Here is a 24,478-nt window from a genome sequence, read left to right on the forward strand (position 1 = left end):
ATTATTTTGAATTTTTTATCTAGTTAATAAAATATATTATTTAATTATTTTTTTATTTTTAAATGAATTTTTATTTTTTACTGTGAAACTTGTAAAAGAATGTATGGTTTGTTATTTTAAAAAAATTATCATTATTAATAACAATTAGTAAAAAAGCTAAATCAAATTATTATTAAATACTAATAAAATAACTAAAATAAATATTAACTAAAATAAATAATTACAGTTATGGATTTTATTGATGAAGCTAGAGTTATATTAAAAGCAGGTAAAGGAGGAAATGGTATTATAGCTTTTCATAGAGCAAAATTTCTTGAATTTGGAGGCCCAGATGGAGGAAATGGCGGGAAAGGAGGAGACTTATTTTTTCATGCAACTAAAGATATAAATACCCTAAGCTCTTTTCGTTATAAAGCAGATTATAAAGCAAAATCTGGAAAAGATGGTAGTGGTGATAGAAGAGCTGGAGCATCAGGAGAAGATTTAATTATAGATGTTCCGGTAGGTACTCAAATTTATGATTATAACTCCAATGAGATAATTTATGATATGGTAAAAGAAGGAGAAAAATTTCTTATAGCTAAAGGTGGACGTGGAGGAGCAGGAAACGCTGTATTTAAAAATTCTATCGATAGATCTCCTCGTAAAAGAACTCTTGGCCAAAATGGAGAAGAAATTATTGTGAAATTAAAACTTAAGGTTCTATCTAACATCGGATTAGTTGGTCTTCCTAATGCTGGAAAATCAACTTTCTTAGCTATAACCACGGCAGCTAAACCAAAGATAGCAGATTACCCATTTACTACATTACATCCGCAACTTGGAATAATTAGTAGGGGTTATGATGATTTAGTAATAGCCGATATACCAGGTCTTATAGAAGGAGCAAATGAAGGAGTAGGTTTAGGACACAGATTTCTTAAACATATTGAAAGATGTGAAATATTATTACACCTTATAGATATTACATCTGATGACATTATAAAAGATTATAATACTATAATAAATGAACTTCATCAATATAGTGATATTTTAATTAATAAAAGAAGAATTATTGCGCTTAATAAAATCGATCTTATCAATGAAGAAGAATTATATTGTAAATATAATATACTTAAAGAATATTGCGAATCTCAAGAATCTAAATTTGATATTTTTTGTTGTTCTGGGGTTACAGGAAGTAATATCAAAAATCTAATAAGCAATTTATTTGATTTATATAATACTATAAAAAACAATAATATTTCCAATTAATATAAAATATAATATAAAATGAATGATATAAATCTTAATAATAATAAAACAATATCAAAAGACTCATTTTTATCACAATCAGATTTACAAAAATCAAAATTGAATAATAATTTTAATAATTCAGATTATAATAATTGTTGTGATGCAATTAGCACTATATTAAATTATTTTGGATATAATTGTGAAAATATCCCAAGTATGAAAAAAACACCATATCGTGTCATGGAATACTTGAGAGAAACTATATCAAATGAAAATCAATCTTTAAAATCATTATTATCTGGAAAAAAAATACCTGCAGATAGATACGATGGTTTAGTTTGTGTAGATAATATATTTTTTTATTCTCTTTGTGAACATCATTTAACCCCTATGAATGGATATGCAACAATAATATATAAACCTAATGAGTTTATTGTTGGTATAGGTAGTATTTGTGATTTAGTTTGTAATGCAGCAAAAAAACTACAAATTCAGGAAAAGATGACACAACAAATAGCAGATATTATTGATGAAGAATTAAAACCAGAAGGATTGGTTGTTTTATTAGAAGCACAGCAGCATTGCATAATTGGAAGTGGTCCTAAACAAAATAATAGTATAATGAGAACAATAATTAGAAGAGGATCTTTAGAAAAAGAATCTTTAAATTATTTATTCCCTCTAAGAAAGATATAATGTTTAAAAAATTGATTTTAAACTGATCAAGATTAAAAGTTTTACAAAAAAGTGCTTAATAAAATAATAGTTGGTTGTGAAGAATGGTGTTCATTACCTGATATAGGAATAATGGCGATAAAAGCGAAGATAGATTCTGGGGCTTTAACATCTTCAATAAATGCTCATAATATATCAGTAGAAATAGATAATGATGGTACAGAATATGCTCATTTTGACATTAATCCAATTCAATATAATCAATCACTGAAAATAAAATGTAGGTCTCAAATCATATGTAGAAGAATTATAAAAAGCTCAAATGGAATTTCTGAAAAAAGAATTATAATATTAGTGAATGTTAGTATGGCAGGTAAAAAATGGCCTATTGAGTTAAGTTTAGCTAATAGAAGTAATATGGAATATCGTATGCTTTTAGGAAGAGAAGCAATGGAAAAATTTTTTATAGATATGTCACGTAAATTTATATTAGGTAATATTAGTATAAAAAAAATACATCGTATGTATAAATCGAAGATAAATCATAATTTGAATAATAAAAAAAAATTAAAAGTAATTTTATTAGCTTCTAATCCTCATCTTTATTCTAATAAAAGGATAATTGAAGCTTTTAAGATTCGTGGACACAATATATTATTTGTTGATGTGAGTAAGTGTTATATTAAAATATGCTCTGATGGTATGTACGTTTTTTACAATGGTGATCAACTTAATAATGTTGATATAGTTATTCCTAGATTTCGTCCATCAGTAACATTTTTTGGCTGTTCCTTATTACGACAATTTAATGCAATGGGTGTTTATTGTTTAAATTCAGATGAGGCTGTAGCAAATGCTCGTAATAAATTAAAAGCTCTTCAGATATTAGCAAAAAAAGGTGTAAAAATTCCTGTAAGTGCATTTGCTAATTCTCCATTAGATACTCAACATCTTATTGATATTGTAGATGGAACACCACTTATTCTCAAGCTTCTCGAGGGAACACAAGGTAAAGGTGTTGTTCTTATAGATACACATAAATCAGCAAAAAGTGTTATGGATGCATTTAAAAGTATCAAAGCCAGTGTTATTTTACAAAGATTTGTTAAAGAAGCAAATGGAGAAGATATTCGTTGTTTTGTTATTGGTGGTAAAATTGTTGCTTCCATGAAAAGACAAGCAAATATCGATGATTTTCGCTCAAATCTTCATCTTGGTGGAAAAGCATTATCCGTAAAATTAACAAAAGATGAAATATCTATGGCAAAATTAGCTAGTAAATCTCTTGGAATGCAGATTAGTGGTGTTGATATAGTAAGGTCCAAAAATGGATCACAAGTAATTGAAGTGAATTCATCTCCAGGATTAGAAGGTATAGAAAAAATTACTGGTTTAGATATTGCTGGAATGATTGTAGATTATGTTGAAAAAGATATTGCTTATAGAGCTAAATAATTCTAATTAATATTAAATTAATTTGTATTCTTTAATTTAACAATTAATATTTTAAACTATTATTCTAATTAATTTATATTTTTTAATAATTTGTATTTTGACAATGCTATTTTTCTCGTTTCATCTATATTTATTATTTGAGATGGGTAATTGGATGAAGAATTATATTCTTTCCAGGGTTCATGAATAAATTCTATTGACACATTTTTTAGTTCCGGTATGTATTTTTTTATGTATTGGCCGTATGGATCAAATTTCTTTGATTGTAATATAGGGTTAAAAATTCTAAAATACGGTGCTGCGTCTGCTCCACAACCTGCAACCCATTGCCAATTATTACTATTTACAGCGATATCTGCATCAACTAAGCAATCTATAAACCATTCAGCGCCATATCTCCAATCAATAAATAAGTTTTTTACTAAAAAAGAGCTTACAATCATTCTAACACGATTATGCATATATCCAGTGTTCCATAATTGACGCATTCCAGCATCTATTATAGGATATCCTGTTGTTCCATATTTCCAAGCATTTTCTTTTACTTTATCATAATTATCTACCCAAAAATCAAATTTTGCGTTAAAATTTTTATTATAAAGATTTGGAAAATGATATATCAAATAATATGAAAATTCACGCCAAATTATTTCATTAAGAAAACAATTATAATGTATTATATTGTTTTGATTTGCATGTGAGATTTTATTTTGAATTTCCCACCATATTTGATGTGGAGATATTTCTCCGAAATGAATATGAGGAGATAAATATGATGTTCCGGGAATTCCTGGGTATTCTCGTAATGTCTTATATCCTAGTATATTATCTTCATATATATTATTATATATAATTTTATCAAAGAGTTTTTTGATATTTTTTTCTGTTTTTATATTATTAATTTTATTTATATCTTTTTTTATAGATAAATTATTTAGTATAGAGCTATTTTGCAATATATATAAATTAATAAAATTATTTAATTTAATTTGTGCAGATTTTTCTCCAACTTTCCATATTTTATCAAATTTTTTGTGCCAATTATTTTTTGGTAGAATATCTAAATCATCAAGAGATAATGTTTGATTATCTCTAATCATAATAAAATCTGGTTTTGTTATTGGTTTATTTGGAATAAATTTTAAACATTGTGTTTTATATGGTGTAAAAATCTTATAAAATTCATTATTTTTATTCATTATATTATTAGGTTCCCATAATAATTTTCCAATACAAGGATTGGATCTAATATTATTTTTTTTAGCAATTGAAATTAATTTATTGTCTAATTCTGAGTAATCTTTTTGCCAATATAATCCATTAATTTGATATTTTTGTATAATTTTTTCTATAATTATATCATAATGCCCAGAGAAAAAATTGAGTTTACCATTAAGTTGATCATCAGAATTTAAAGAAAATAAACTATTATATAACCACCATCTACTAGCTTCTCCTATAAAAAAATTAGGATAATACATAGCAAAATCATAAATATATAGAGATAATATTGGTAAATTAGATTTTGATGCTTCATTTAATGTATGATTGTCTGATAATCTCAGATTACATGTAAAAAGTAATATATTAATCATTATATTAAAAAATATTTAAATTTTTTTATGTTAACAATAAATATCCATCTTTCCATAAATTATCAGTCATATTATATGAAAAATCATTATATAAACCTATATTTCCATCCATTTCATTATCTTTATCTTGGTCTTTATATAAGCTTTCTTCTATCCCCCACAAAATTTTTACTACCCCATAATATATTTTTAATAATTTACTTATTTTGTATATTAAAGATTTGTACAATGGTTTTTTCACATATATCTCTTTTACTACAGGAAAATCTTGATAATCTATTTCAAGTATACGAAGTTTAACATTTGCATTTTCTATAGCAGTAAGATCTCCAGAAAACATTGTGATCACTGCTAATGATAATTGTTCTACTATTTCTGATTTTTTTACATTATTATTTTTATATTTAGTAAATATAATTTCATTTTTATCAGAATTTATAATATAATCTACTCTATCTACATATCCATATATTTTAAACGGTATAGTAGAATGATCGTTATTTTCCAAATTGTTTATTAAATTTTTATTCTCTAAATTATTGTTAAAATATTTATTAGCAAAATAATCTTCATTATTAAATTCTTCGTCAGATTTTCGTATAATATTATTTGGTACTATTATATCAAATTTCCAGGAAAATTTTTGTTCTACTAAACTTTTCTGTATTTTAAAATCTCTTAAAAAATTTTCTTCTATTAAAAGAATCCATTTTCCTATATTTCTAATTTTTTCACGCCATGTGAAATAAACGTATTTTGTTGATTTTTCAAGTAATAAATAAAAATTAGTTTCTAAAGAATTAATATAATTGATATATGTTTCTTCTAAACAATCATTAATACTTTCGATAGAATCGTTTGTTATGATATTAATAGGATTTTCAATCTCATTTAATTTTAAATAGTTATTAGAATAATCAGTATTATTATCTATATCTTTAGTTATAAAATTAGAATTATAAATTTTTAAAGAATTTTGTTTTTCATGGAATAAGTTAATGCAATCTATTAAATATGAATTTGTTTCAGAAATTGCAATTTTTAATGTTTTGTTAAAAATATATTTATGATTATCAATATTTGAAGATTTAATTTGTAAAATATTCTCTACATAATATAAATAAGGATTGAGTATTAGTTTTGATATACTGTAATAATTAAAGTATAGAGGACGCATAGAAAAAGGTGGTGATACAGATGCTGGTGGTGTTTCATCTTTTTTTTCTACATTATTTTCTTTATTATATAATATTTCTGTATTAATGTTATTTTTTTGGCAAAAAAACTGAAGTGGAATATTATTTTTACATTTATTAATATATAAATTATTATAACTAAGCATCCATATAATAATATTATCTATTTGCTGAATTTGAATTGTTTTATTTTTAGTAAATTCAGAAGAATCGCAATAAAAAATTAAATTATTTGTATAATTTATATCATTATTGATATTATTGTTATAATTAAAACCAGAACTATTTTCAGGATTGTTTAATAAAAACTCTTCTATCGTCAAAATATTTATATTTATTTTTTTATTATCAATTTTTTTATTATCAATATTATAATTATTAATTGAAATATTTAAATTAGGACTAAAATTATTATCTATTTTATTAGAAATTTTATTAAAAGTGAATTCAACAAAAAATTTATAAAATACTATAAAATTTTCAGATATTAAATCTGAATTTATATCAAAATAGTAATTATTTATTAAATTATTAATTTTTTCTAAATAAAAAATTACATCGTCAAAATTAAAATTATCATTATCATTAATATAAAGTTTACCATTATTATTCATTCTAAAATCTTCAAAGAAAAAATTTAATTTTGTCATTAGTTCTTTGATATAATTTATATGAATATAAGAGAGTTGAATGATACTATTTCTATCAAATAGTTCATTATTTAAATATATATTTGAAATAAAGAAAATAATTTTTGACTTAAAATCTATTAATTGATTTATGAGAAATATTGCAATATCTTTCTGATATTTATCTTCTTCTTCTGATATTTCAGATATCACTAAATCTTGCCAATAATTATATATATTAAAATTTTTATTTAAATCTATTTTATTTATAATATCTAATAAATATCTATTATAATTAGAATATGTATATAATATATGTAAAAAATTCAATAAATGTTTATTTTCTTCATCTGTTATTATTTCAAGATTATTTAATTGATCAATTTTAGTATTATCTATTTTTTTATCATTATTATACAATAATTTTATCTTTTTATATAAAAATGATATATATTGAATTGGACTTTTTATTATTGAAAAAAAACAAGATAGAAAATCATCTAATTTATGATATTTAGTTTTTTGAATATCATCACTATAAATTTCATCAGATTTATTAAATAATTCTTTATTATCTTCAATAAAATATAATATATATTTATTGAAATCTTCTTTTCTTTTTTGAACAACAAAAGTAACAGAATTTATTGATATTATTGTATTTTTACTATATTCCAAAATATATGAAAATGCATTTGATAAGTAAGATATAATACTATTAGATTCTGGTAAAAATTTTATAATATTCAAATAATCATAATTATTATCAAATATATTATTACTAGTTATAAACATCTCATAATTATAACGCATTTTTAAATTATTATCTCTATGATATGGAGATATTGATAAATCTTCGATTTTATCAAGAAATATGTTATTATTATCAATAACAAACCAGTTATATATTTGAAGATAAGGAATTGATTTATATTTAAATTTATATTGAGAATTTAGAAAAAACCCGATATTAGAACTTTTCCATTTTCTTATATTTGATGATAAAATTCTATCTTCATTTATCATATTAATAATTGAATGATTTAATCCCCAAAATAAAAAAATAAAATTCATACTAGAATTACAAACTAATTCTTGTAGAGCAAAACTAAGATTTGAACAAAGTGGATCACTAATAAAACAAAATTTTGGAACCAATTTTTCTTCAAAACTATTGGACTTATGAGAAAATTTGGAATTTTGTGAAGAAGAAAAAAATTTGTGAAAAACATCCCATTTGTATTTTGCAGAAAATACTAAATTTTGTTGATTCAGAATTTTATCAGCTACCATTATAGCTTGTTTTAATCTGCTATTGGTAGTAAAAGATATGAATTCTATATTATAATCATAATCATTAAAATTTCTAATATCACTATAAAATTCTTTTAAAAATAACCTAATTTCGTTTATTTCATCATGATTAATTTCTATATCACGATCATAAGATAAAAATTCTTCATCACAAAAATGAATTATTTCCTCTTTCAATCTCTCTTTTATTTTATTCAAATTATCATTTTCAATAATCAATAAAGCTTGCGCTATAGCTATTTTTTCATCATCTTCTGTTGCTATTTTATAATTATATTTATTTATATTAAAATTATTATTTGGAAATAATTTATCTAGTAAATATTCTTTTTTTAGTAAAAAATCAGAATAATTTATAAAATATAGTTTTCTTTTTACTTCTTGATTAGATATTTTATTTTTTATATTATTCAAATTATTATTGGATAATTCTAGATTTGTGTAATCTTCAAATTCTTTGTAATTATTTGAGTTATTATAATTTAAATCTTGCTGTTCTAGATTAATATTATCCACCATCCAGTCTGGTAATATAACATACATTGCACATTCAGAATAATTCTCATAAAAGTAATAATTGTACTTCCAGGATTCATTAGTTATATCTATATTATCGAAGATGTTTTTCAGAATAGAGTTTATTTCTGAATAAGAAACTATTTTAGGTAAATTAAAAAACATTACAAACCTTATAAATATTGAGAATATTGAAAAAAATTAACGGTTATTTATTAGAAATCATTTTTAATTCAATTTTATGAAAGTATCAAATATAATAAATTCAGAACAATCAGAACAAACAAATTTAAACGAAATAAATTCAGAACAAATAAATTTATTATGGGAAAAATATAATGTTTACAAATGGGATTGTAATAAACCAAGATCATTAAACTTTACAATAGATTCACCACCACCTACTATATCAGGATCACTACATATAGGTCATTTTTTTAGTTATACACAATGTGATATTATTGCACGATATCAACGTATGATAGGAAAAAATGTATTTTATCCAATAGGATATGACAATAACGGTCTGCCAACAGAAAGATTGACGGAAAAGGAATTAGATACTCATATAAACATGATGCAAAGATCCAATTTTATAAATAAATGTAGAGAAATTATAAATAAATATGAGCAAGAATTTAGAAAAACAATTAAATTAATGGGATTGAGCATAGACTGGTCTTTACATTATGACACAATCAGTAAAAAATCTATATCAGTATCTCAGATGTCTTTTATTGATCTTTATAATAAAGGATTAATAGAAAAAAGATCTGCACCATCTTTCTGGGATGTAATAGATAATACCGCTTTATCGCAAGGAGAAATCGAAGATAAAGAAAAAATTGGTATAATGTATGATATATTATTTAAGTATGTAAGATCAGTATCAAATAATGCTTTTGATGTTGTAATGCATGATATAATTGTAAGTACCTCAAGACCAGAAATGCTTCCTGCATGTGTTGCAGTACTATATCATCCAGATGATGATAGATATAAACATCTCAATGGATATAAAGCAGTTGTTCCATTTACAGGAAAAATAGTACCAATATTACCTGATGAAGATGTTATTCCAGAAAAAGGAACAGGAGTAGTGATGTGTTGTACATTCGGTGATATTCAAGATATAGTTTGGTGGCGTAGACACAAATTACCAATTATCGATATAATAGGAAGAGATGGGCTGATGAAAAATACACAGGTTTTTGATAATTTAAGTGTTATTGAAGCAAGAAAAGTAATGTTATGTAAATTAGATGATGAAATTTATAAAAAAGAAACTACAAAACAAATTCTTAAGTGTGGTGAAAGATCTGGTTTTCCTTTAGAAATTATAGTTAGTGATCAATGGTATATTAAAATTATAGAAAATAGTGATAATTTTATAAAAATAGGACAAGATATCAATTGGTATCCTAAAAATATGAAAAATCGCTATGAATCATGGATTAATGGATTGAATCAAGAATGGTGTATATCAAGACAACGTTATTTAGGAGTACCATTTCCCGTATGGTATTCAAAAAGAAGTGGAGAAGAAGGTAAAATATTAATTGCTTCTCCTAAGCAGCTTCCAGTTGATCCAATGGTAGATTTGCCAGAAGGATATGAAAGATATGAAGTTGAAGCAGATTGTAATGTTATGGATACATGGGCTACAAGTGCTTTAACTCCACAGCTTTTAAGTGGATATATAACAGAAGAAATATCTTATAATAATAATTATAATCAAAATAAAGATGATAATAATTTAGATGATAGTTTAGATAATAGTTTATGTAGTATCTCTTCAAAAGAAATACATGATAAAATATTTCCATTTGATATTAGAACACAAGCACATGAAATAATAAGAACATGGACTTTTGGTACTGTTGTTAAATCTTTCTATCATCAACAAACCAAACCATGGAAAAATATATTATTGAGTGGTTGGTGTTTATCTGATGATAAAAAGAAAATTTCTAAATCAAAGGGAAATATTACATTCACACTAAATGAATTATTAAATACGTGGGGAGCAGATGCTATGCGATATTGGTCAGGTAATGCATCTCTTGGTAATGATACAATATATAATGAAAAATCTTTTCAGACAGGAAAAAGGTTTATAAATAAACTTAGAAATGCAACAAAATTTATAACATCTCATGCTGGTCATTTAAAAAAAGAAGATTATTGTGATATAGAATTTTTAATGAATGAATCTGTTGGATTTGATTATTGGATTTTATTAAAGCTAAATGAAACTATTAAAGTAGCTACTAGTTATTTTGATAAATTTGAGTATTCTGAGGCTCTTAATAGAATTGAATCATTTTTTTGGAGAGTATTTTGTGATTATTATTTAGAATTAATTAAAGTCCGCGTTTATGATTTGCATACAAATAATAATGATGAAGATGATAATATAGAAACAATAAATGACATGTATGATGTATTTATGAATAAAGATTCTTTAGTGTTAAAATCAGATCCTATAAGAATTTCAATGTATGTATTAGAAACAACACTTAGACTTTTGGCGCCATTTTTTCCATATATAACAGAAGAGTTATTTCAAGTTTATATATCTCCAATGCGTAATAATCCACCGGAATCAATACATAAAAGAGGAAACTGGCCATCTTTAATTCAAGATATTTATTCAGTTAAGAGTATTAATAAGGTATTTGAAAAAATAGGAGATGAATGTATTTCAATACTTCAGATGATACACAAATATAAATCAATGCAAAAGTTATCAATAAAAAGTCAAATAGAAAAATTAAATGTATATGGATGCATTTTTAAAGGTTCTAATTGTAATTTAGAATTTGATTTTAATAAATATGATAATAATAATGTCAATTATCATTTCTATAATTATGAAAATGATGACAATTATGATGATAGTGAAAATTCTCAATTTTATAAAGATTTATCAGTTGGTAAAAATTATCTAAAGATTAATACTTACATACAAGAAAATAATAAGAATTTTAAAAACTTAATTAATAATCAAGATATGGAAGAAGCAAAAATGAATTTAAAAGCATTTATAGTAGATTTGAAAAATACTGGAAGTATTAATTCTATTGAATTTCAAGGCGCATTACCTTATGTTAAACATTATTCTTTGAAATCTGAATGTGGTACTTATTCAATTGAGGTTGAAAATGACTAATTATTTTATAATAATTATTATTTAATGTTTTATATAAGATTTTTCTATTATTAGTTATAATTTTTAATTTATTGATAACAAAATTCGTATGATGAGTGATATTATATTTAATATAACTGATAAAGCTTGGAGCAAAATATCTCAAATTATATCACAAAATCCATCAAAAATTTTTAGAATAGAAATATTAGGTGGTGGATGCTCAGGGTTTAAATATAATTTTATAATTTCTAATAGTTATAGTATAGAAAATGATTATATATTTTATCAAAATAGAAATTTTAATGATGAAGAAAAAGATTCAGAAAAATCTATATTAGTCATAGATAAACTTTCTTTTGAATTTATTAAAGGCAGTAAATTAGATCATATATCAAATTTAGAAGGAGAATATTTTGATATAACAAATCCCAATGCTAATGCAAAATGTGGTTGTGGAAGCTCATTTTCTATATAATTTATTAATAAAATGATGTAGATTTGTATAGTGTATTTGTTTTATATGCTACACAAGATATTGTTAATAATAATTAAAATTTATATATTTATTTTATAAATTACTTTTATGAAAATTTTTCATGGTTTATTTCAAAATAATTTTAGTGTTTATTCCCAAATAGAAGAAAGAAAAGTCTTAGCAGAAAGATGGTTTAGAGACTTGAGAGATATTATATGTAGAAATTTCGTCAATTTAGAAAGAGATCTTCATTCTTCAGCAGAATTTGAGAGAAAAATATGGCAAAGAAATGGAGGTGGTGGTGGTGAAATATCTTTATTAACTAATGGTAGAGTATTTGAGAAAGTTGGTGTTAATATATCTACTGTTTATGGTACATTCTCGCAAGAATTTGCAGAAGAAATACCAGGAACATCAAATGATAATAGAGAATTTTGGGCAAGTGGAATATCATTAGTTGCACATCCTTTATCTCCTCATATTCCAACAGCACATATGAATACAAGAATGATAGTAACACAAAAATCTTGGTTTGGAGGTGGGGCAGATATAACACCATGTTTAAGTAATATTCAACTTGTGGAAGATTTTCATAATGCAATGAAGAAAACTTGTGATAAATATAATCGTAGATATTATAATTGTTTTAAAAAAGAATGTGATGAATATTTTTTTATTCGCCATCGAAATGAACCAAGAGGTGCTGGTGGGATATTTTATGATTACTTAAATACAAATAAATGGAATCATGATTTTGGATTTAATAGGGCAGTAGGTGAGAGTTTTTTAAGCATTTATTCTTCTATTATAAAACAAAATATGACATTCGGATGGACAGAAGGTGAAAAAGAAATTCAATTGCAGAAAAGAGGAAGATATGTTGAATTTAATCTTCTTTATGATAGAGGAACTAGATTTGGTTTAATGACTGGAGGAAATATAGATGCTATTTTAATGTCACTACCACCTATTGCAACATGGCCTGGGAAATAAATTATTTAAAATCTTTAAAATTAACTAAGATAATAAAATAATAAAAAATAAATATTTAAAATCTTTTAAATCAATTAAGATAATAAGATAATAATAAAATAAATATTTAAAATGCTAATAATAAAATAAATTATTTAAAATCTTTAAAATTAACTAAGATAATAAGATAAATATTTAAAATGCTAATAATAAAATAAATTATTTAAAATCTTTAAAATTAACTAAGATAATAAAATAAATATTTAAAATGCTAATAATAAAATAAATTATTTAAAATCTTTAAAATTAACTAAGATAATAAAATAATAAAAAATAAATTATATTTCTATAGCTTTCCAAAATTCCATATCGTTATTATTAGCATTCACTATAGATTTCGTATTATTTGATGTATTATTATTTTGTTTCCAAAGTAAAAATTGGCTGATTGAATCAACTTGATCATCATATTTTGTATTAGGAAAATTACATAATTCATACTCTAAATCATCATACCATATTGCTTTTTTAGGTAAAAAGATAAGTCCAGCTTCAAATAATGGTGTTATAAGCATAACACGTGTTTTTTTATCATATTTGGGATTAAATGGTATAATAGGTAATTTAAGATTGTATTCATCATTATTATAGATTTGATTATCAATAGAATTATTTTTATCGAAATCATTTTCAATATTTTTTTGACTAATATAATTTTTACTAATACTATTAATATAGTTATCTTTTTTATTATTTTTATTATTAGTATTAAATATTAACTGAGATTTTATGCTTTGTAATATCTGTTGACCAGATGCTTTATCTTCTACAAGAATAGCACATGGGTGAAATTTTTCTGCCATTTCATATATTTTTTTTAATAAAGATGGATATTCTAATCTATCTTTAAAGACATTGAGTAAATAATAATATCCATTATATTGAGCCCATGTGGTACAAACACTAAAGTCATGTATATTATCTGTTTTAATTGCACAATCCCAACTTTGATAAATGATTGAATATGGTGGTGGTTTATCATAATCATAATATCTTATCCATTGCTTTCTTATAAACGATTTATTTGATATGGATGATGGATCTTGTTGATATTGTGATGCAAAAATATAAGATCCTACTTCTTTTTTTATTTTATATATATTTTTATCTCTAGATATATCAATAGATTCTCCAATTTTGCGTTTATATTTAAAATTATCTATGTTCCATTCCTCATTATTTTCTGCAACTAATGGTATTTTAAGATGGACCCATTGATTATTTTCTAAGTTATTATTATTTTCTTGATTATCAAAATTATTATTTTGATCTAATAATATACCACAAAGATCATCTGGATGTAATCTCTGCATAGCTACTAATATAATTCCATTTTTTTTATCATTGAGACGCGATAAAAGTGTTTGTTTAAACCATAAATTAATTCTTTCTCTCATTTTAGTACTTAATACTTGTAATGGTGTATGTGGTTCATCTACTATTATTACATCTGCTCCTTCTCCTATTAATGATCCATTAATTGATGTTGCAAAACGAAATCCCATTTTGCTTGTAATAAATTTATTAATACGATTTTCACCTAATTTTATGATAGTTTTAGGAAATAATCTTTTATACCAATCACTCATCATAATATAACGACAATCATTACTATGTTTATAACTAATATGATCACTGTAGCTTGCTACAATTATTTTTAATCCTGGATTATGACCTAAAAGCCATGCAGGCCATGCAACACTAAAACATATTGATTTTAATGATCTAGGGGGAATATTAACAAGAAGACGTGTTATTTTTCCATCCTCAATTCTTTTTAGATAAGAACACATTAAGTCTATATGCCAATTGTTAGAAAATTTATCAACAGGATGTAATGTATTAAATACTTTTTGTAAAAAACTTTTAAAATCTGATTGAATAATAAAGTCTAAAATATCTTTTAAATTATGAGATAAATTTGAAATATTTTTATCACTCTGATTTAATATTATGTTATATGGTTTTTTTTCCATCAAAAACTTCTGAATAGAATTCTCTAATAAAGTTTCCGTAATTAGAAGTATTATAGGTTGAAGATTTTTTTGATTAACAAAATTTTGAGATATATTTTGAGATATATTTATATTATTACTTTTTTTATTAATATTATTCATAATACTTAATTATTTTATATTAGAATTATTATTTTATTAAGATAAATTGATTAATATATAATAAATATATATATCAAAATATTATATTAAGTATTACTATAGATATATGGATATATTAGGAAGGACTAAACATAATATTATATTATTTTTATAAATATTGTATAAGTACAAAAATTATATAAATAAAATTAAAAAACTTTGATTAATATAATTGATTAAGAAATTTTTTTAAATTACAAATAATATTGTATTTATTTTTATTTTTGATAAATATATAAAATATTTATTTAATAATTAATTTATTTTTTAATAAAATTGTAATTTATTGTATATTTTTTATGTTTTACTTTTTAATGAATATTTCATTACAAATGACTTGTTAAAATTTCAAATTTCTAAAAAATATAATATGTATAAAGAAATATCATTGCTGTTATATAGATAACATGTTAATCTAAGTGACAGTATGTTGTTTTATGTAGAATTATAGTAAATATTACAAAGTATACTATAATTATTACTAAATATATATTTTATAAATTTAATGTGAAAAATATGAATTTATTAGAAGTTTTTAACAATAAAATTATACAAGATGTCAAATCATCTTTACCAGAATTCAAAGCAGGCGATGTTCTACGTGTACATGTGAAAATAACAACTAATACTGGAACTAGAATACAAATTTTTGAAGGACTCTGTATAAGAATAAGAAATCGATCAACAGGATCTAGTTTCACAGTAAGAAAAATATCTTTTGGATATGGCGTGGAGAGGATTTTTCCTATGTATTCGCCTAATATAATGAAAATAGAAGTTGTTAAAAGAGGTCGTGTACGTAGAGCTAAACTTTATTATATACGTCAATTACGTGGTAAAAAAGCAAGAATTAAAGAAGTTATTAAACATAATATAACAGGAAAAAACATAATAGGAGTTACACAAATAGCACAAAAAACATCTCAACATCAAAATAGTAAAAAAATATAAAATAATTAATAAAAATCTAATAAAAAACATTTAAATAATTAATTATTTTTTAAGTTTTTATATATAAAAAACAAATAATAAAATTAATATATTATTCTGTTTTTTTTACTACCATACTATGATAATTTTTAAAGTTAAGATGCATAGCTTCTATGATCTTTGAATCATCTTTGTTTTGTATTTCAACATTTAAAATTGGTCCTATCTGTTGAATTATTTTTCCAGCAAGTGGGGCTGCAACCATTCCTCCAGTTGCAAAACCAAGATTTAGTTTATTTTTTTTAGGTTCATCAATACTTATATATATAACGTATTTGGGCTCATTTATAGGGAATGCACCTACACAATATACAATGTTTTTTTCTTTGCTATAAGAAAATCTTGATTTTTCATTTTTCTTTGTATTGATAACTTTTTCTGCAGTTCCTGTTTTCATACCAACAAAATATTCTGGAATATTTGATTTACTAGCAAAACCATGTAGTGTTGTTAGACGTAATATTTTTCTCATTAATTTTGATGTTTCAGTAGAAAATATTTTTTTACTTTTCAACTTTCTACATATACTACTGGAATTAATATTAAAATTATTTTGACTTATACAATCACTATATGATACAGGTTTATTTTCATTTTCATTTACAAAATTTTTAATAATTTTTCTAAAAAAATCATTATTATCTTCTATATCTAATAAATAATAATCATTATTATCATTATTATATATAATTTCGTTATTTTGAAAATTTGTTTTTTCACTTAAAAATGAGATAGGAAAAAGTATACCTCCATTAACAACAGAAGCAAAAGCTTGAACTACATGTAATGGTGTGACAGCAATCCCATGTCCATAGCTAATAGTTGTCATAGTAATTCCCTTCCATCTATTCTCATCAGGAAAAATAGGATGACCAGTCTCTTTTATTTCTGTTTTAATTGGATCAAGCAACCCAAGAGCTTTCATATACTGTTTTTGTTTAAGATGTCCTATATGATCAGCGATCTGTGCTGTAGCTATATTAGATGAATACATTAACACTTCTGGTACACTAACTATTCCTCCCTTACCACGATAATCATTAATAGTATGACGACCTATTTTTAATGGCTTAGAAATATTAAAAGAATCTTCTAACTTAATAGATCCAGAATTTAATCCTATAGCTAAAGTAAAAACTTTAAAAATAGATCCCATTTCTGTTATTCCCATTGTAGATGTATTAAAAAGTGCTCGATCTTTAACATCTTTAATTCTATTTGGATTAAAATCTGGAAGATTTACCATACTAACTATTTGATTATTTTCTAAATCAAGAACTATAGCTGAACCACCCAAAGCTTCATAAGTATTAATTGTTTTCATCAACTCAGAACGAACAATTGTTTGAACTCTTAAATCCAATGATAATATTATTGGTTCATTTGGATAATTTTTCAATTTTTCATCAAGTCCACGCTCAATACCCGCAAGACCATTACCATCTATATCTAAATACCCAATTAAATGTGAACAAAGATTTTCTTGTGGATAAAAGCGCTTTTCATCATTTGTTATATATATTCCATTTATTCCCAAATTATTAATTTTTTCTTTTTGTAATGGAGAAATATGCCTTTTAATCCAAATAAATCGTTTATTTTCTTTTAATTTATTATATAATGATGATTCATTTATATCTAGTATTTTTCCTAATAATTCTGCTGTTGTTTTGATATTTGATACTTGATATGGATGTACATAAACAGAAGAAGTTGGTATATTTTTTGCTATTACTATGCCATTAATATCAAAAATACTTGCTCTTTTTATAAAATCATCATTTTTTTTAAAAAAATCTTCAGATTTTTCTATCGAAAATAAAGATAATTCTATCAACCTGAAAGATAATAAAAAATAACATACAATAAAAAAACATATTACTATAGTAATACGTTCTTTTTTGATGCAATTGAATTTATTATTATCATGGTATAATGCCGACATTTAAATGAATTATTTATCAATATTTTCGTATATTTTTATATAATGAATAATATATTTATATAATTTTATATAATTTTTTTATTTCAGTTTTATTTTATAAAAATGTATTTTATCTTTATTTATTTTTTCTAAATTTAACTCTAATTCACAAATCTTTTTAATACGATAAGGTCTACTTAAATGAGATATTTCTACTTCAAGTAGTTGAATTATTTTCTTACGTTCTTCTATTTTATTTTGAAGTATTCTTTCTTGTTTTGCTATTTTATGTGATTCATATTTAAATGAAAATAAAAATACTATAAAAAAAATAGATATACTACTTAAAAAGAAAAAAAATAATATATTATTTCTCTTTCTTTCTAAAATATTTGTAACTTCCATAAGAAATAACTTATTTAATTAAAAATTGCAATAAAAATATAAAAATAATTATTTTTTATAAATACATCGTAATTTTGCAGATCGTGCTCTAGGATTTAAAAATATTTCATCTTCAGATGGAAAAATTGGTTTTCCTTTATTTTCAAAGTAACATTCTTCATTTTTTTTTAGTTCTCTAAACTTTTTTTTGATGATTATATCTTCAATTCCTTGAAAACTTATTATTATAAGTGGAGCACCTATGCGTAGTAACTGCATTGCAGATGTTATACCATGTTCAAGTTCGTATAATTCGTTATTAACAACAGTTCTAATTGCTTGAAAAGATAAAGTTGCTTTATGTATTTTTTTATTTTTTTTAAAATTTAAAGCAGTACTAATAATTTCAGATAAATGAAATGTTGTAGAAATTTTCTTCTTTTTCCTTTCATTTATAATCATTTCTGCAATTTTTTCAGCATTTCTTGGCGATTCATCGCCATATAATACAAAAATCTCTTTTAAACTATTTTTTGACCAATAATTAACAACATCATATGCAGTTATATCATTTTTTCCCATAGTCATTAAAAGCGGACCATCTTTCATAAATGAAAATCCTCTTTCTGGATTATCTATTTGCATTGAGGAAAATCCAATATCAAATAATACACCATCGACAGAATTAACACCCTCATCTCTCAAAACATTATATATATCACTAAATTTATTATTATAAAACTTATATCTACCCTTATATATAGAATCAAAACTAGATGCTATATCACATACAGACTCATCTCTGTCAAATGCATATAAACAAACACTTGAATTATGATTTAAAATAGCTTTACTGTGACCACCAGCACCAAATGTACAATCAATATAAATTCCATTATCACAAATAGATAAAGCAGATATTACTTCATTTAATAAAACTGGTTTATGTAAATTACTTTGTATATTCATAACTATATTATAATATTTATATATATATTTATTTTTTATTATTTTTTCTTATCATCAAAATATTAAATCCTTTCATAATTAAATGTGTTTTATATAAAAATATTATATAAATTATAAATATGTTATTATATCATGTAATAGAGTATTTATGATATGAATTTTTAATTCTATTCAATTTATTTTAATAAATTATTTTACTTATATAAAACATTATTTAAAATTATAAACTAGTAGTAGTATTATTAGAAATGAATTGATATTCAAAAATATTTTAATAGAATAGTATATGATACTGACTATATATTTCAGATTTTATAATTTTTCAAGTTATATTAAATACTAATACTAATATAAATAATTTTTATTAGTGTAAATTTAATCTAAAAGTCTTAAAATATAATTTTTTGACAATTATTCTAAAGATTGTTATTCTAAAAATTGTTATTCTAAAATCGAGTCGAAGTAGCACAGTTGGTAGTGCAACTGATTCGTAATCAGTAGGTCAGAGGTTCGAACCCTCTTTTCGGCACACTATTTTTTTATAATCACTAGATTCTATAATGATCAGTATAAAGAATATACTTTACACTATCTCTGTAACAATTCATTTATATATTATATATTTGAATTTCGGATTTTTGTCTAAAGTAATAGCAGAAGAACCATCTTTAGATACAAAAACTCAAACAATATCACAAAGTAGTAATAATGATTTAAATACTATTACTAGTAATAATAAATCTAATAATGCGATTGATAAAATTGATAATAAATCTAAAATACCAATAAAAAATAGAAGTCAATATGATTCTTCAAAACTAATTATTGATGATAAGGAAATAAAAATAGCAGCTGCAGGTGTTAATACATCCAAGGACCGGATATCAATGTTGCTTTGTCTATATGTTAACAATGTAACTTTAAAAAAATATAGAAGATGTAGTAACATAAATACAAATTCAGACCTAGAAAGTATAATAGCTGTACAAAACGGATATGCACAATTTGCAATTGTTGGAGAAAATTTTGAAAAACAAGCTTTAGTAGGTTCTGATTTATTTAAAAATAGAAAATTTGAGAGTTTAAGATCAATTATACCTTTATATAAAGAAACTTTAACTATTTTAGTAAAATCATCATCAGGTTTCAAAAAAATAAACGATCTTTTTGATAAAAAAATTGCAATATCACCACAAAAAACTAGTTCTCGTTACTTATTCGATCAAATCATAGGATTATATGGAATAAATTATAATAAATTCAAAGATATTGATGACTCACCAATTGAAAATCATTATAACAATATATGTACAGATAAAATAGATGGAACAATTGCTTTAATTGAACATCCAAATGAATATATTAAAAATATTAGTAGGAGTTGTGAAATAGATATAATACCACTTGATGATAATATTATAGATAAATTAATACAAACTTATTCAGAATATCAAAATAATAATATAAAACCAGGGTTATATATAGGTGTGCCATTTAATGTTAAATCTATATCGCTTAATACATCTTTAATCAGTAATTCTGATGTTAGTGATGAAATGGTATTTTTTATTCTTAAAGCTTTATTAGATAATCAAGATGTGTTCACTATGACATATCCATTTTTGCAAGATTTTTCTATTAAAAAAAGTCTTGAAATTAAACCAATTGCACCTAAACATAGTGGTGTAAATAAATTTATTGATAAGTTTTTTCCTTCTATAAACGAAGAAAAAATACAAAATAAGATAAAATTAATAACAACAAATACAAATATAGATACAACAAATATAAGAATTAATGAAATAGATAAAAAAAATCAATTAAGTACTAATACTAATAATACAGGTCATTAAATAAATATTTAAAATTATAATAAAAATTTACTTCATATTCTTTAAATAAGAATTGTAAAATCCTTCTAGTATGATACTTGCAGCTATAGCATCATCATTTTCATATCTTTTTTTAATTCCGTATTCTTTCATTATAGTATGTGCCATACATGTTGTGAATCTTTCATCATATAAAGTTAAAACAATATTAGGGTATAATTTTTTAATGAAAGATGCGAATTTTATATGAATAAAAAAAGAATTATTTTCAATATCTGTTATATTAGGAATGCCGTTATAATCCAATTTTTTTGCACTTCCAACTATAATTCCAATAATTTCTTTATTATTAAAAATTTCGTTAAAATTTTTATAATTTTTATTGTTTTTTTTATTTATTAATAATTGTTTGTTATAATATATAGATTTATTTAATAGTTTTTCTTTTCTATATTCTGTATTTTTATTTGTTTTTTGTATAGATATTTTATCCAAATTTAATGATTGATTGTAATCATTTAAAAAATAATTTGTATCAAAAACACCATTAGGTAATATAATTTTTGATGAAAAATTAAAAAATGCAACACCTGTTTTTTTTAATCCTAAATCAATTCCAAATAAATAATATTTAGAAATTATATTATCAGAAATATTATCAAAAGATTTTATAATAACATCAACAAATTCAGAATTTGTAGTATAATATGGTAATTTTGAATTTTTTATCAAAATTTTCTAATAAATAATATTATATTGATATATTGATTAATTAATTAGGTGCAATTTGTTGTGATGTTATTCTACTATTATAAGTTTGAATTAGCTCTTTGAGTTTTACTCCATTATTTTTTAAAGTTTCTATATTATTAGTATTTTCTAAAGATTTTCCCTTTGAATTAAATAATTTTTTTGTAAAGATAGATAATAATTTATACAAATAATAAGAAGTATAATTTACCAATACACTTCCACATAAATAAAATCCTGTTGTAAAAAGAGCTATATTTTTTGTTCCACCAAATTTATCAATTTTCTCCATTGCTTTTTGGATATTAGAAGAAAAATTAAACATATTACTAAAAAGATTATTCAAAAAAATACCTGCTGTAAATAATGCTACTCCTAAAACTGCTACTTCGCATATTTTTGTAATAATTGCAGCAAATCTCCTTGCATTTTCATTTCTAACTAAACTTTGATTGGATTTTTCTACTGTATTTAATTTATTATTAAGATTTTCAATAATTGTAGTTGATACATCTATATAATTTATAAGTGTTTTATTAATTTGAATAATCTCATTTGGAATAATCTGATTTGTTGTATTTTCTATTGATTGATTCATATAATAATAATTTTATTTGTTATTTATTTTGATTATCTATTATTTTTTATTTTTCTTAAGAAATTTGAATACTTTAACTATATCTAAAAATAATTTAATATTATTTAAAAAATATAATAAATATTAACATTTTTTTATATAAAAGCAATTATTTTTTTACCGATTTGAACATTATAATATAATTTTATATTAAATTAGCTTATTGTATATATTAATCATTATAAACTATTATTATTTAATATTTTTATGATTTTTTCATAACTATTTATTAAATCATCATAAGATGTTGAATAAGGTGGCAGAATATATATAGTATTTCCCAATGGTCTTAATAATAAGCCTTCTAATAGAAATTGTTTTTTTAATTTTGTCATATATTGTAACATACATACTTTACTATTATTTTTGATATCAAATGCTAATATTGTTCCTAATATTCTTATCTTTTCAATAAAATTAACATTTTCTAATAATTCAATACTATTTTTATGTGCTAGATTAATGTTATATATTGACTTTTGGCATTCTGCTGAAGCTAAAAGTTTTAAAGAAGCTATCGCTGCACTGCATGCTAATGGATTTGCAGTATATGAATGTCCATGAGCTAATGCTTTTTCAAATTTTTCTCCTAAAAAAGCATTATATATCTCCTCAGTAGCAATAGTAAGAGCAAGAGGTAAAAAACCACCTGTTATACCTTTAGAAAGACATAATATATCAGGAACTATATTAATAGCATCTAATGCAAAATAGCTTCCTGTACGATAAAATCCAGTCATAATTTCATCAAATATAATTAATATATTATTATTTCTTGCTATATTTACAATTGTTTTAATAAATTGAGTAGTTGAGAATTTCATACCACTTGCGCCTTGTACAAGAGGCTCAATAATAATAGCAGCAATAGAGTCTGTATTATTGTTAATATAATCTTTTAGAACTAATATAGAATTTTGTTCTTTTATTTCTATATTTTTATCATTATTCCATGTTGATGGATATGGAATAAATAATACATCAAAAAGTAATTCAGTAAAATTATTATGAAAACCTGATTCCTTACCTAATGACATACATCCTAATGTATCACCATGATATCCTCCACTAAAACTTATAAAATGCTTTTTGTTTTTATAACCTAAATTTTTCCAATACTGATATGCCATTTTTATTGCTACTTCAACAGCAGTTGATCCGTTATCAGAAAAAAAGAATCTTTTAAGCATTTTTGGGAGATTTTTTTGTAATTCCTCACATAAAATAATCGCAGGTTCATGTGTAAATCCAGCAAATATAACATGTTCTAAATTAATAGCTTGTTGATAAATGGCTTCTGCTATTTTTGGATGTCCATGGCCATGTAGTGTTACCCACCAACTTGATATTAAATCAAGATACGGTTTATCATTATAATCATATACATATGATCCAATCCCTTTTTTTATTGGTATAATATCTGTATTTGTTTGAGCTTGAGTAAACGGATGCCACATTATTTTTTTATTTCTATCAAATAATATCTGATTTGATAACATTATATTATTTAATTCTGAATTTTTCATTATAATTATGAAAATATATAATATTTGATAAAA

The 24,478-nt window shown here is 22.8% G+C and carries 16 protein-coding genes, 1 tRNA gene and 1 pseudogene; 9 read left to right on the top strand and 9 right to left on the bottom strand.

Annotation, left to right across the window (positions count from 1 at the left end; genetic code table 11):
* Positions 1 to 228: 228 nt before the first annotated feature.
* Genes obgE through Lyticum_RS01110 form a run of 3 tightly spaced genes read left to right on the top strand, consistent with a single transcriptional unit; the run spans position 229 to position 3,366 of the window.
* The gene (gene obgE / locus Lyticum_RS01100; protein ID WP_322498493.1) at positions 229 to 1,254 is read left to right on the top strand and encodes a GTPase ObgE; all 1,026 of its coding nucleotides are present in this window, start codon (positions 229 to 231) and stop codon (positions 1,252 to 1,254) included.
* Positions 1,255 to 1,272: 18 nt separating this feature from the next.
* Positions 1,273 to 1,932 carry a GTP cyclohydrolase I gene (locus Lyticum_RS01105; protein ID WP_322498494.1) on the top strand — a complete coding sequence of 220 codons (660 nt, stop codon included), beginning with the start codon at positions 1,273 to 1,275 and terminating at the stop codon, positions 1,930 to 1,932.
* Positions 1,933 to 1,983: 51 nt separating this feature from the next.
* Positions 1,984 to 3,366, top strand: a complete 1,383-nt coding sequence (locus tag Lyticum_RS01110; protein WP_322498495.1) for a RimK family alpha-L-glutamate ligase — start codon at positions 1,984 to 1,986, stop codon at positions 3,364 to 3,366.
* 68 nt (positions 3,367 to 3,434) lie between these two features.
* On the opposite strand, the gene Lyticum_RS01115 is transcribed toward Lyticum_RS01110, so the two are convergent.
* Together Lyticum_RS01115 and Lyticum_RS01120 are read right to left on the bottom strand one after the other, a co-directional pair.
* The gene (locus tag Lyticum_RS01115) at positions 3,435 to 4,961 is read right to left on the bottom strand and encodes a cryptochrome/photolyase family protein (RefSeq protein ID WP_322498496.1); all 1,527 of its coding nucleotides are present in this window, start codon (positions 4,959 to 4,961) and stop codon (positions 3,435 to 3,437) included.
* A 25-nt stretch (positions 4,962 to 4,986) separates the two neighbouring features.
* The gene (locus Lyticum_RS01120; protein WP_322498497.1) at positions 4,987 to 8,781 is read right to left on the bottom strand and encodes a hypothetical protein; all 3,795 of its coding nucleotides are present in this window, start codon (positions 8,779 to 8,781) and stop codon (positions 4,987 to 4,989) included.
* 76 nt (positions 8,782 to 8,857) lie between these two features.
* Here Lyticum_RS01120 and Lyticum_RS01125 point away from each other — a divergent pair, with 76 nt between their 5' ends.
* The 3 genes from Lyticum_RS01125 (at position 8,858) to hemF (ending at position 13,238) form a co-directional block, all read left to right on the top strand.
* Positions 8,858 to 11,788: a valine--tRNA ligase gene (locus tag Lyticum_RS01125; RefSeq protein WP_322498498.1), complete on the top strand. Its 2,931-nt coding sequence runs from the start codon at positions 8,858 to 8,860 to the stop codon at positions 11,786 to 11,788.
* Between the two features lie 91 nt (positions 11,789 to 11,879).
* Positions 11,880 to 12,245 (top strand): HesB/IscA family protein, encoded by a 366-nt coding sequence (locus Lyticum_RS01130; RefSeq protein WP_322498499.1) that lies wholly within the window; start codon positions 11,880 to 11,882, stop codon positions 12,243 to 12,245.
* 108 nt (positions 12,246 to 12,353) lie between these two features.
* Positions 12,354 to 13,238: an oxygen-dependent coproporphyrinogen oxidase gene (gene hemF, locus Lyticum_RS01135; protein ID WP_322498500.1), complete on the top strand. Its 885-nt coding sequence runs from the start codon at positions 12,354 to 12,356 to the stop codon at positions 13,236 to 13,238.
* A gap of 317 nt (positions 13,239 to 13,555) precedes the next feature.
* Here the strand turns inward: hemF and terL are convergent, their stop codons facing one another.
* A complete protein-coding gene (gene terL / locus Lyticum_RS01140) occupies positions 13,556 to 15,394 on the bottom strand; it encodes a phage terminase large subunit (protein WP_322498501.1) in 1,839 nt (612 codons plus the stop codon).
* Between the two features lie 555 nt (positions 15,395 to 15,949).
* Between terL and rplS the strand changes: the two are divergent.
* Positions 15,950 to 16,291 (top strand): annotated as a pseudogene (rplS, locus tag Lyticum_RS01145) (50S ribosomal protein L19); the annotation flags it as partial.
* Between the two features lie 184 nt (positions 16,292 to 16,475).
* Here the strand turns inward: rplS and Lyticum_RS01150 are convergent.
* The 3 genes from Lyticum_RS01150 to rsmH all read right to left on the bottom strand — a co-directional run bounded on the left by Lyticum_RS01150 (position 16,476) and on the right by rsmH (position 19,700).
* Complete coding sequence (locus tag Lyticum_RS01150) at positions 16,476 to 18,368, bottom strand: peptidoglycan D,D-transpeptidase FtsI family protein (protein ID WP_322498502.1); 1,893 nt, start codon at positions 18,366 to 18,368, stop codon at positions 16,476 to 16,478.
* 78 nt (positions 18,369 to 18,446) lie between these two features.
* Positions 18,447 to 18,752, bottom strand: a complete 306-nt coding sequence (locus tag Lyticum_RS01155; protein WP_322498503.1) for a hypothetical protein — start codon at positions 18,750 to 18,752, stop codon at positions 18,447 to 18,449.
* A 48-nt stretch (positions 18,753 to 18,800) separates the two neighbouring features.
* On the bottom strand, positions 18,801 to 19,700 hold the full coding sequence (rsmH, locus tag Lyticum_RS01160; RefSeq protein WP_322498504.1) for a 16S rRNA (cytosine(1402)-N(4))-methyltransferase RsmH: 900 nt from the start codon (positions 19,698 to 19,700) through the stop codon (positions 18,801 to 18,803).
* A 456-nt stretch (positions 19,701 to 20,156) separates the two neighbouring features.
* Between rsmH and Lyticum_RS01165 the strand changes: the two genes are divergently transcribed.
* Positions 20,157 to 20,229, top strand: a tRNA-Thr gene (locus Lyticum_RS01165).
* A gap of 109 nt (positions 20,230 to 20,338) precedes the next feature.
* On the top strand, positions 20,339 to 21,553 hold the full coding sequence (locus tag Lyticum_RS01170; protein ID WP_322498505.1) for a TAXI family TRAP transporter solute-binding subunit: 1,215 nt from the start codon (positions 20,339 to 20,341) through the stop codon (positions 21,551 to 21,553).
* 27 nt (positions 21,554 to 21,580) lie between these two features.
* On the opposite strand, the gene ruvX is transcribed toward Lyticum_RS01170, so the two are convergent.
* The 3 genes from ruvX to bioA all read right to left on the bottom strand — a co-directional run bounded on the left by ruvX (position 21,581) and on the right by bioA (position 24,445).
* Positions 21,581 to 22,264: a Holliday junction resolvase RuvX gene (gene ruvX / locus Lyticum_RS01175; RefSeq protein ID WP_322498506.1), complete on the bottom strand. Its 684-nt coding sequence runs from the start codon at positions 22,262 to 22,264 to the stop codon at positions 21,581 to 21,583.
* Between the two features lie 40 nt (positions 22,265 to 22,304).
* The gene (locus Lyticum_RS01180) at positions 22,305 to 22,880 is read right to left on the bottom strand and encodes a hypothetical protein (protein WP_322498507.1); all 576 of its coding nucleotides are present in this window, start codon (positions 22,878 to 22,880) and stop codon (positions 22,305 to 22,307) included.
* Between the two features lie 218 nt (positions 22,881 to 23,098).
* Entirely contained in the window at positions 23,099 to 24,445 is a 1,347-nt protein-coding gene (gene bioA, locus Lyticum_RS01185) for an adenosylmethionine--8-amino-7-oxononanoate transaminase (RefSeq protein WP_322498508.1), read from the bottom strand.
* Positions 24,446 to 24,478 lie beyond the last annotated feature (33 nt).

Origin of the sequence: Lyticum sinuosum, from assembly GCF_034471385.1 — a bacterium.
GTDB lineage: Bacteria > Pseudomonadota > Alphaproteobacteria > Rickettsiales > Midichloriaceae > Lyticum > Lyticum sinuosum.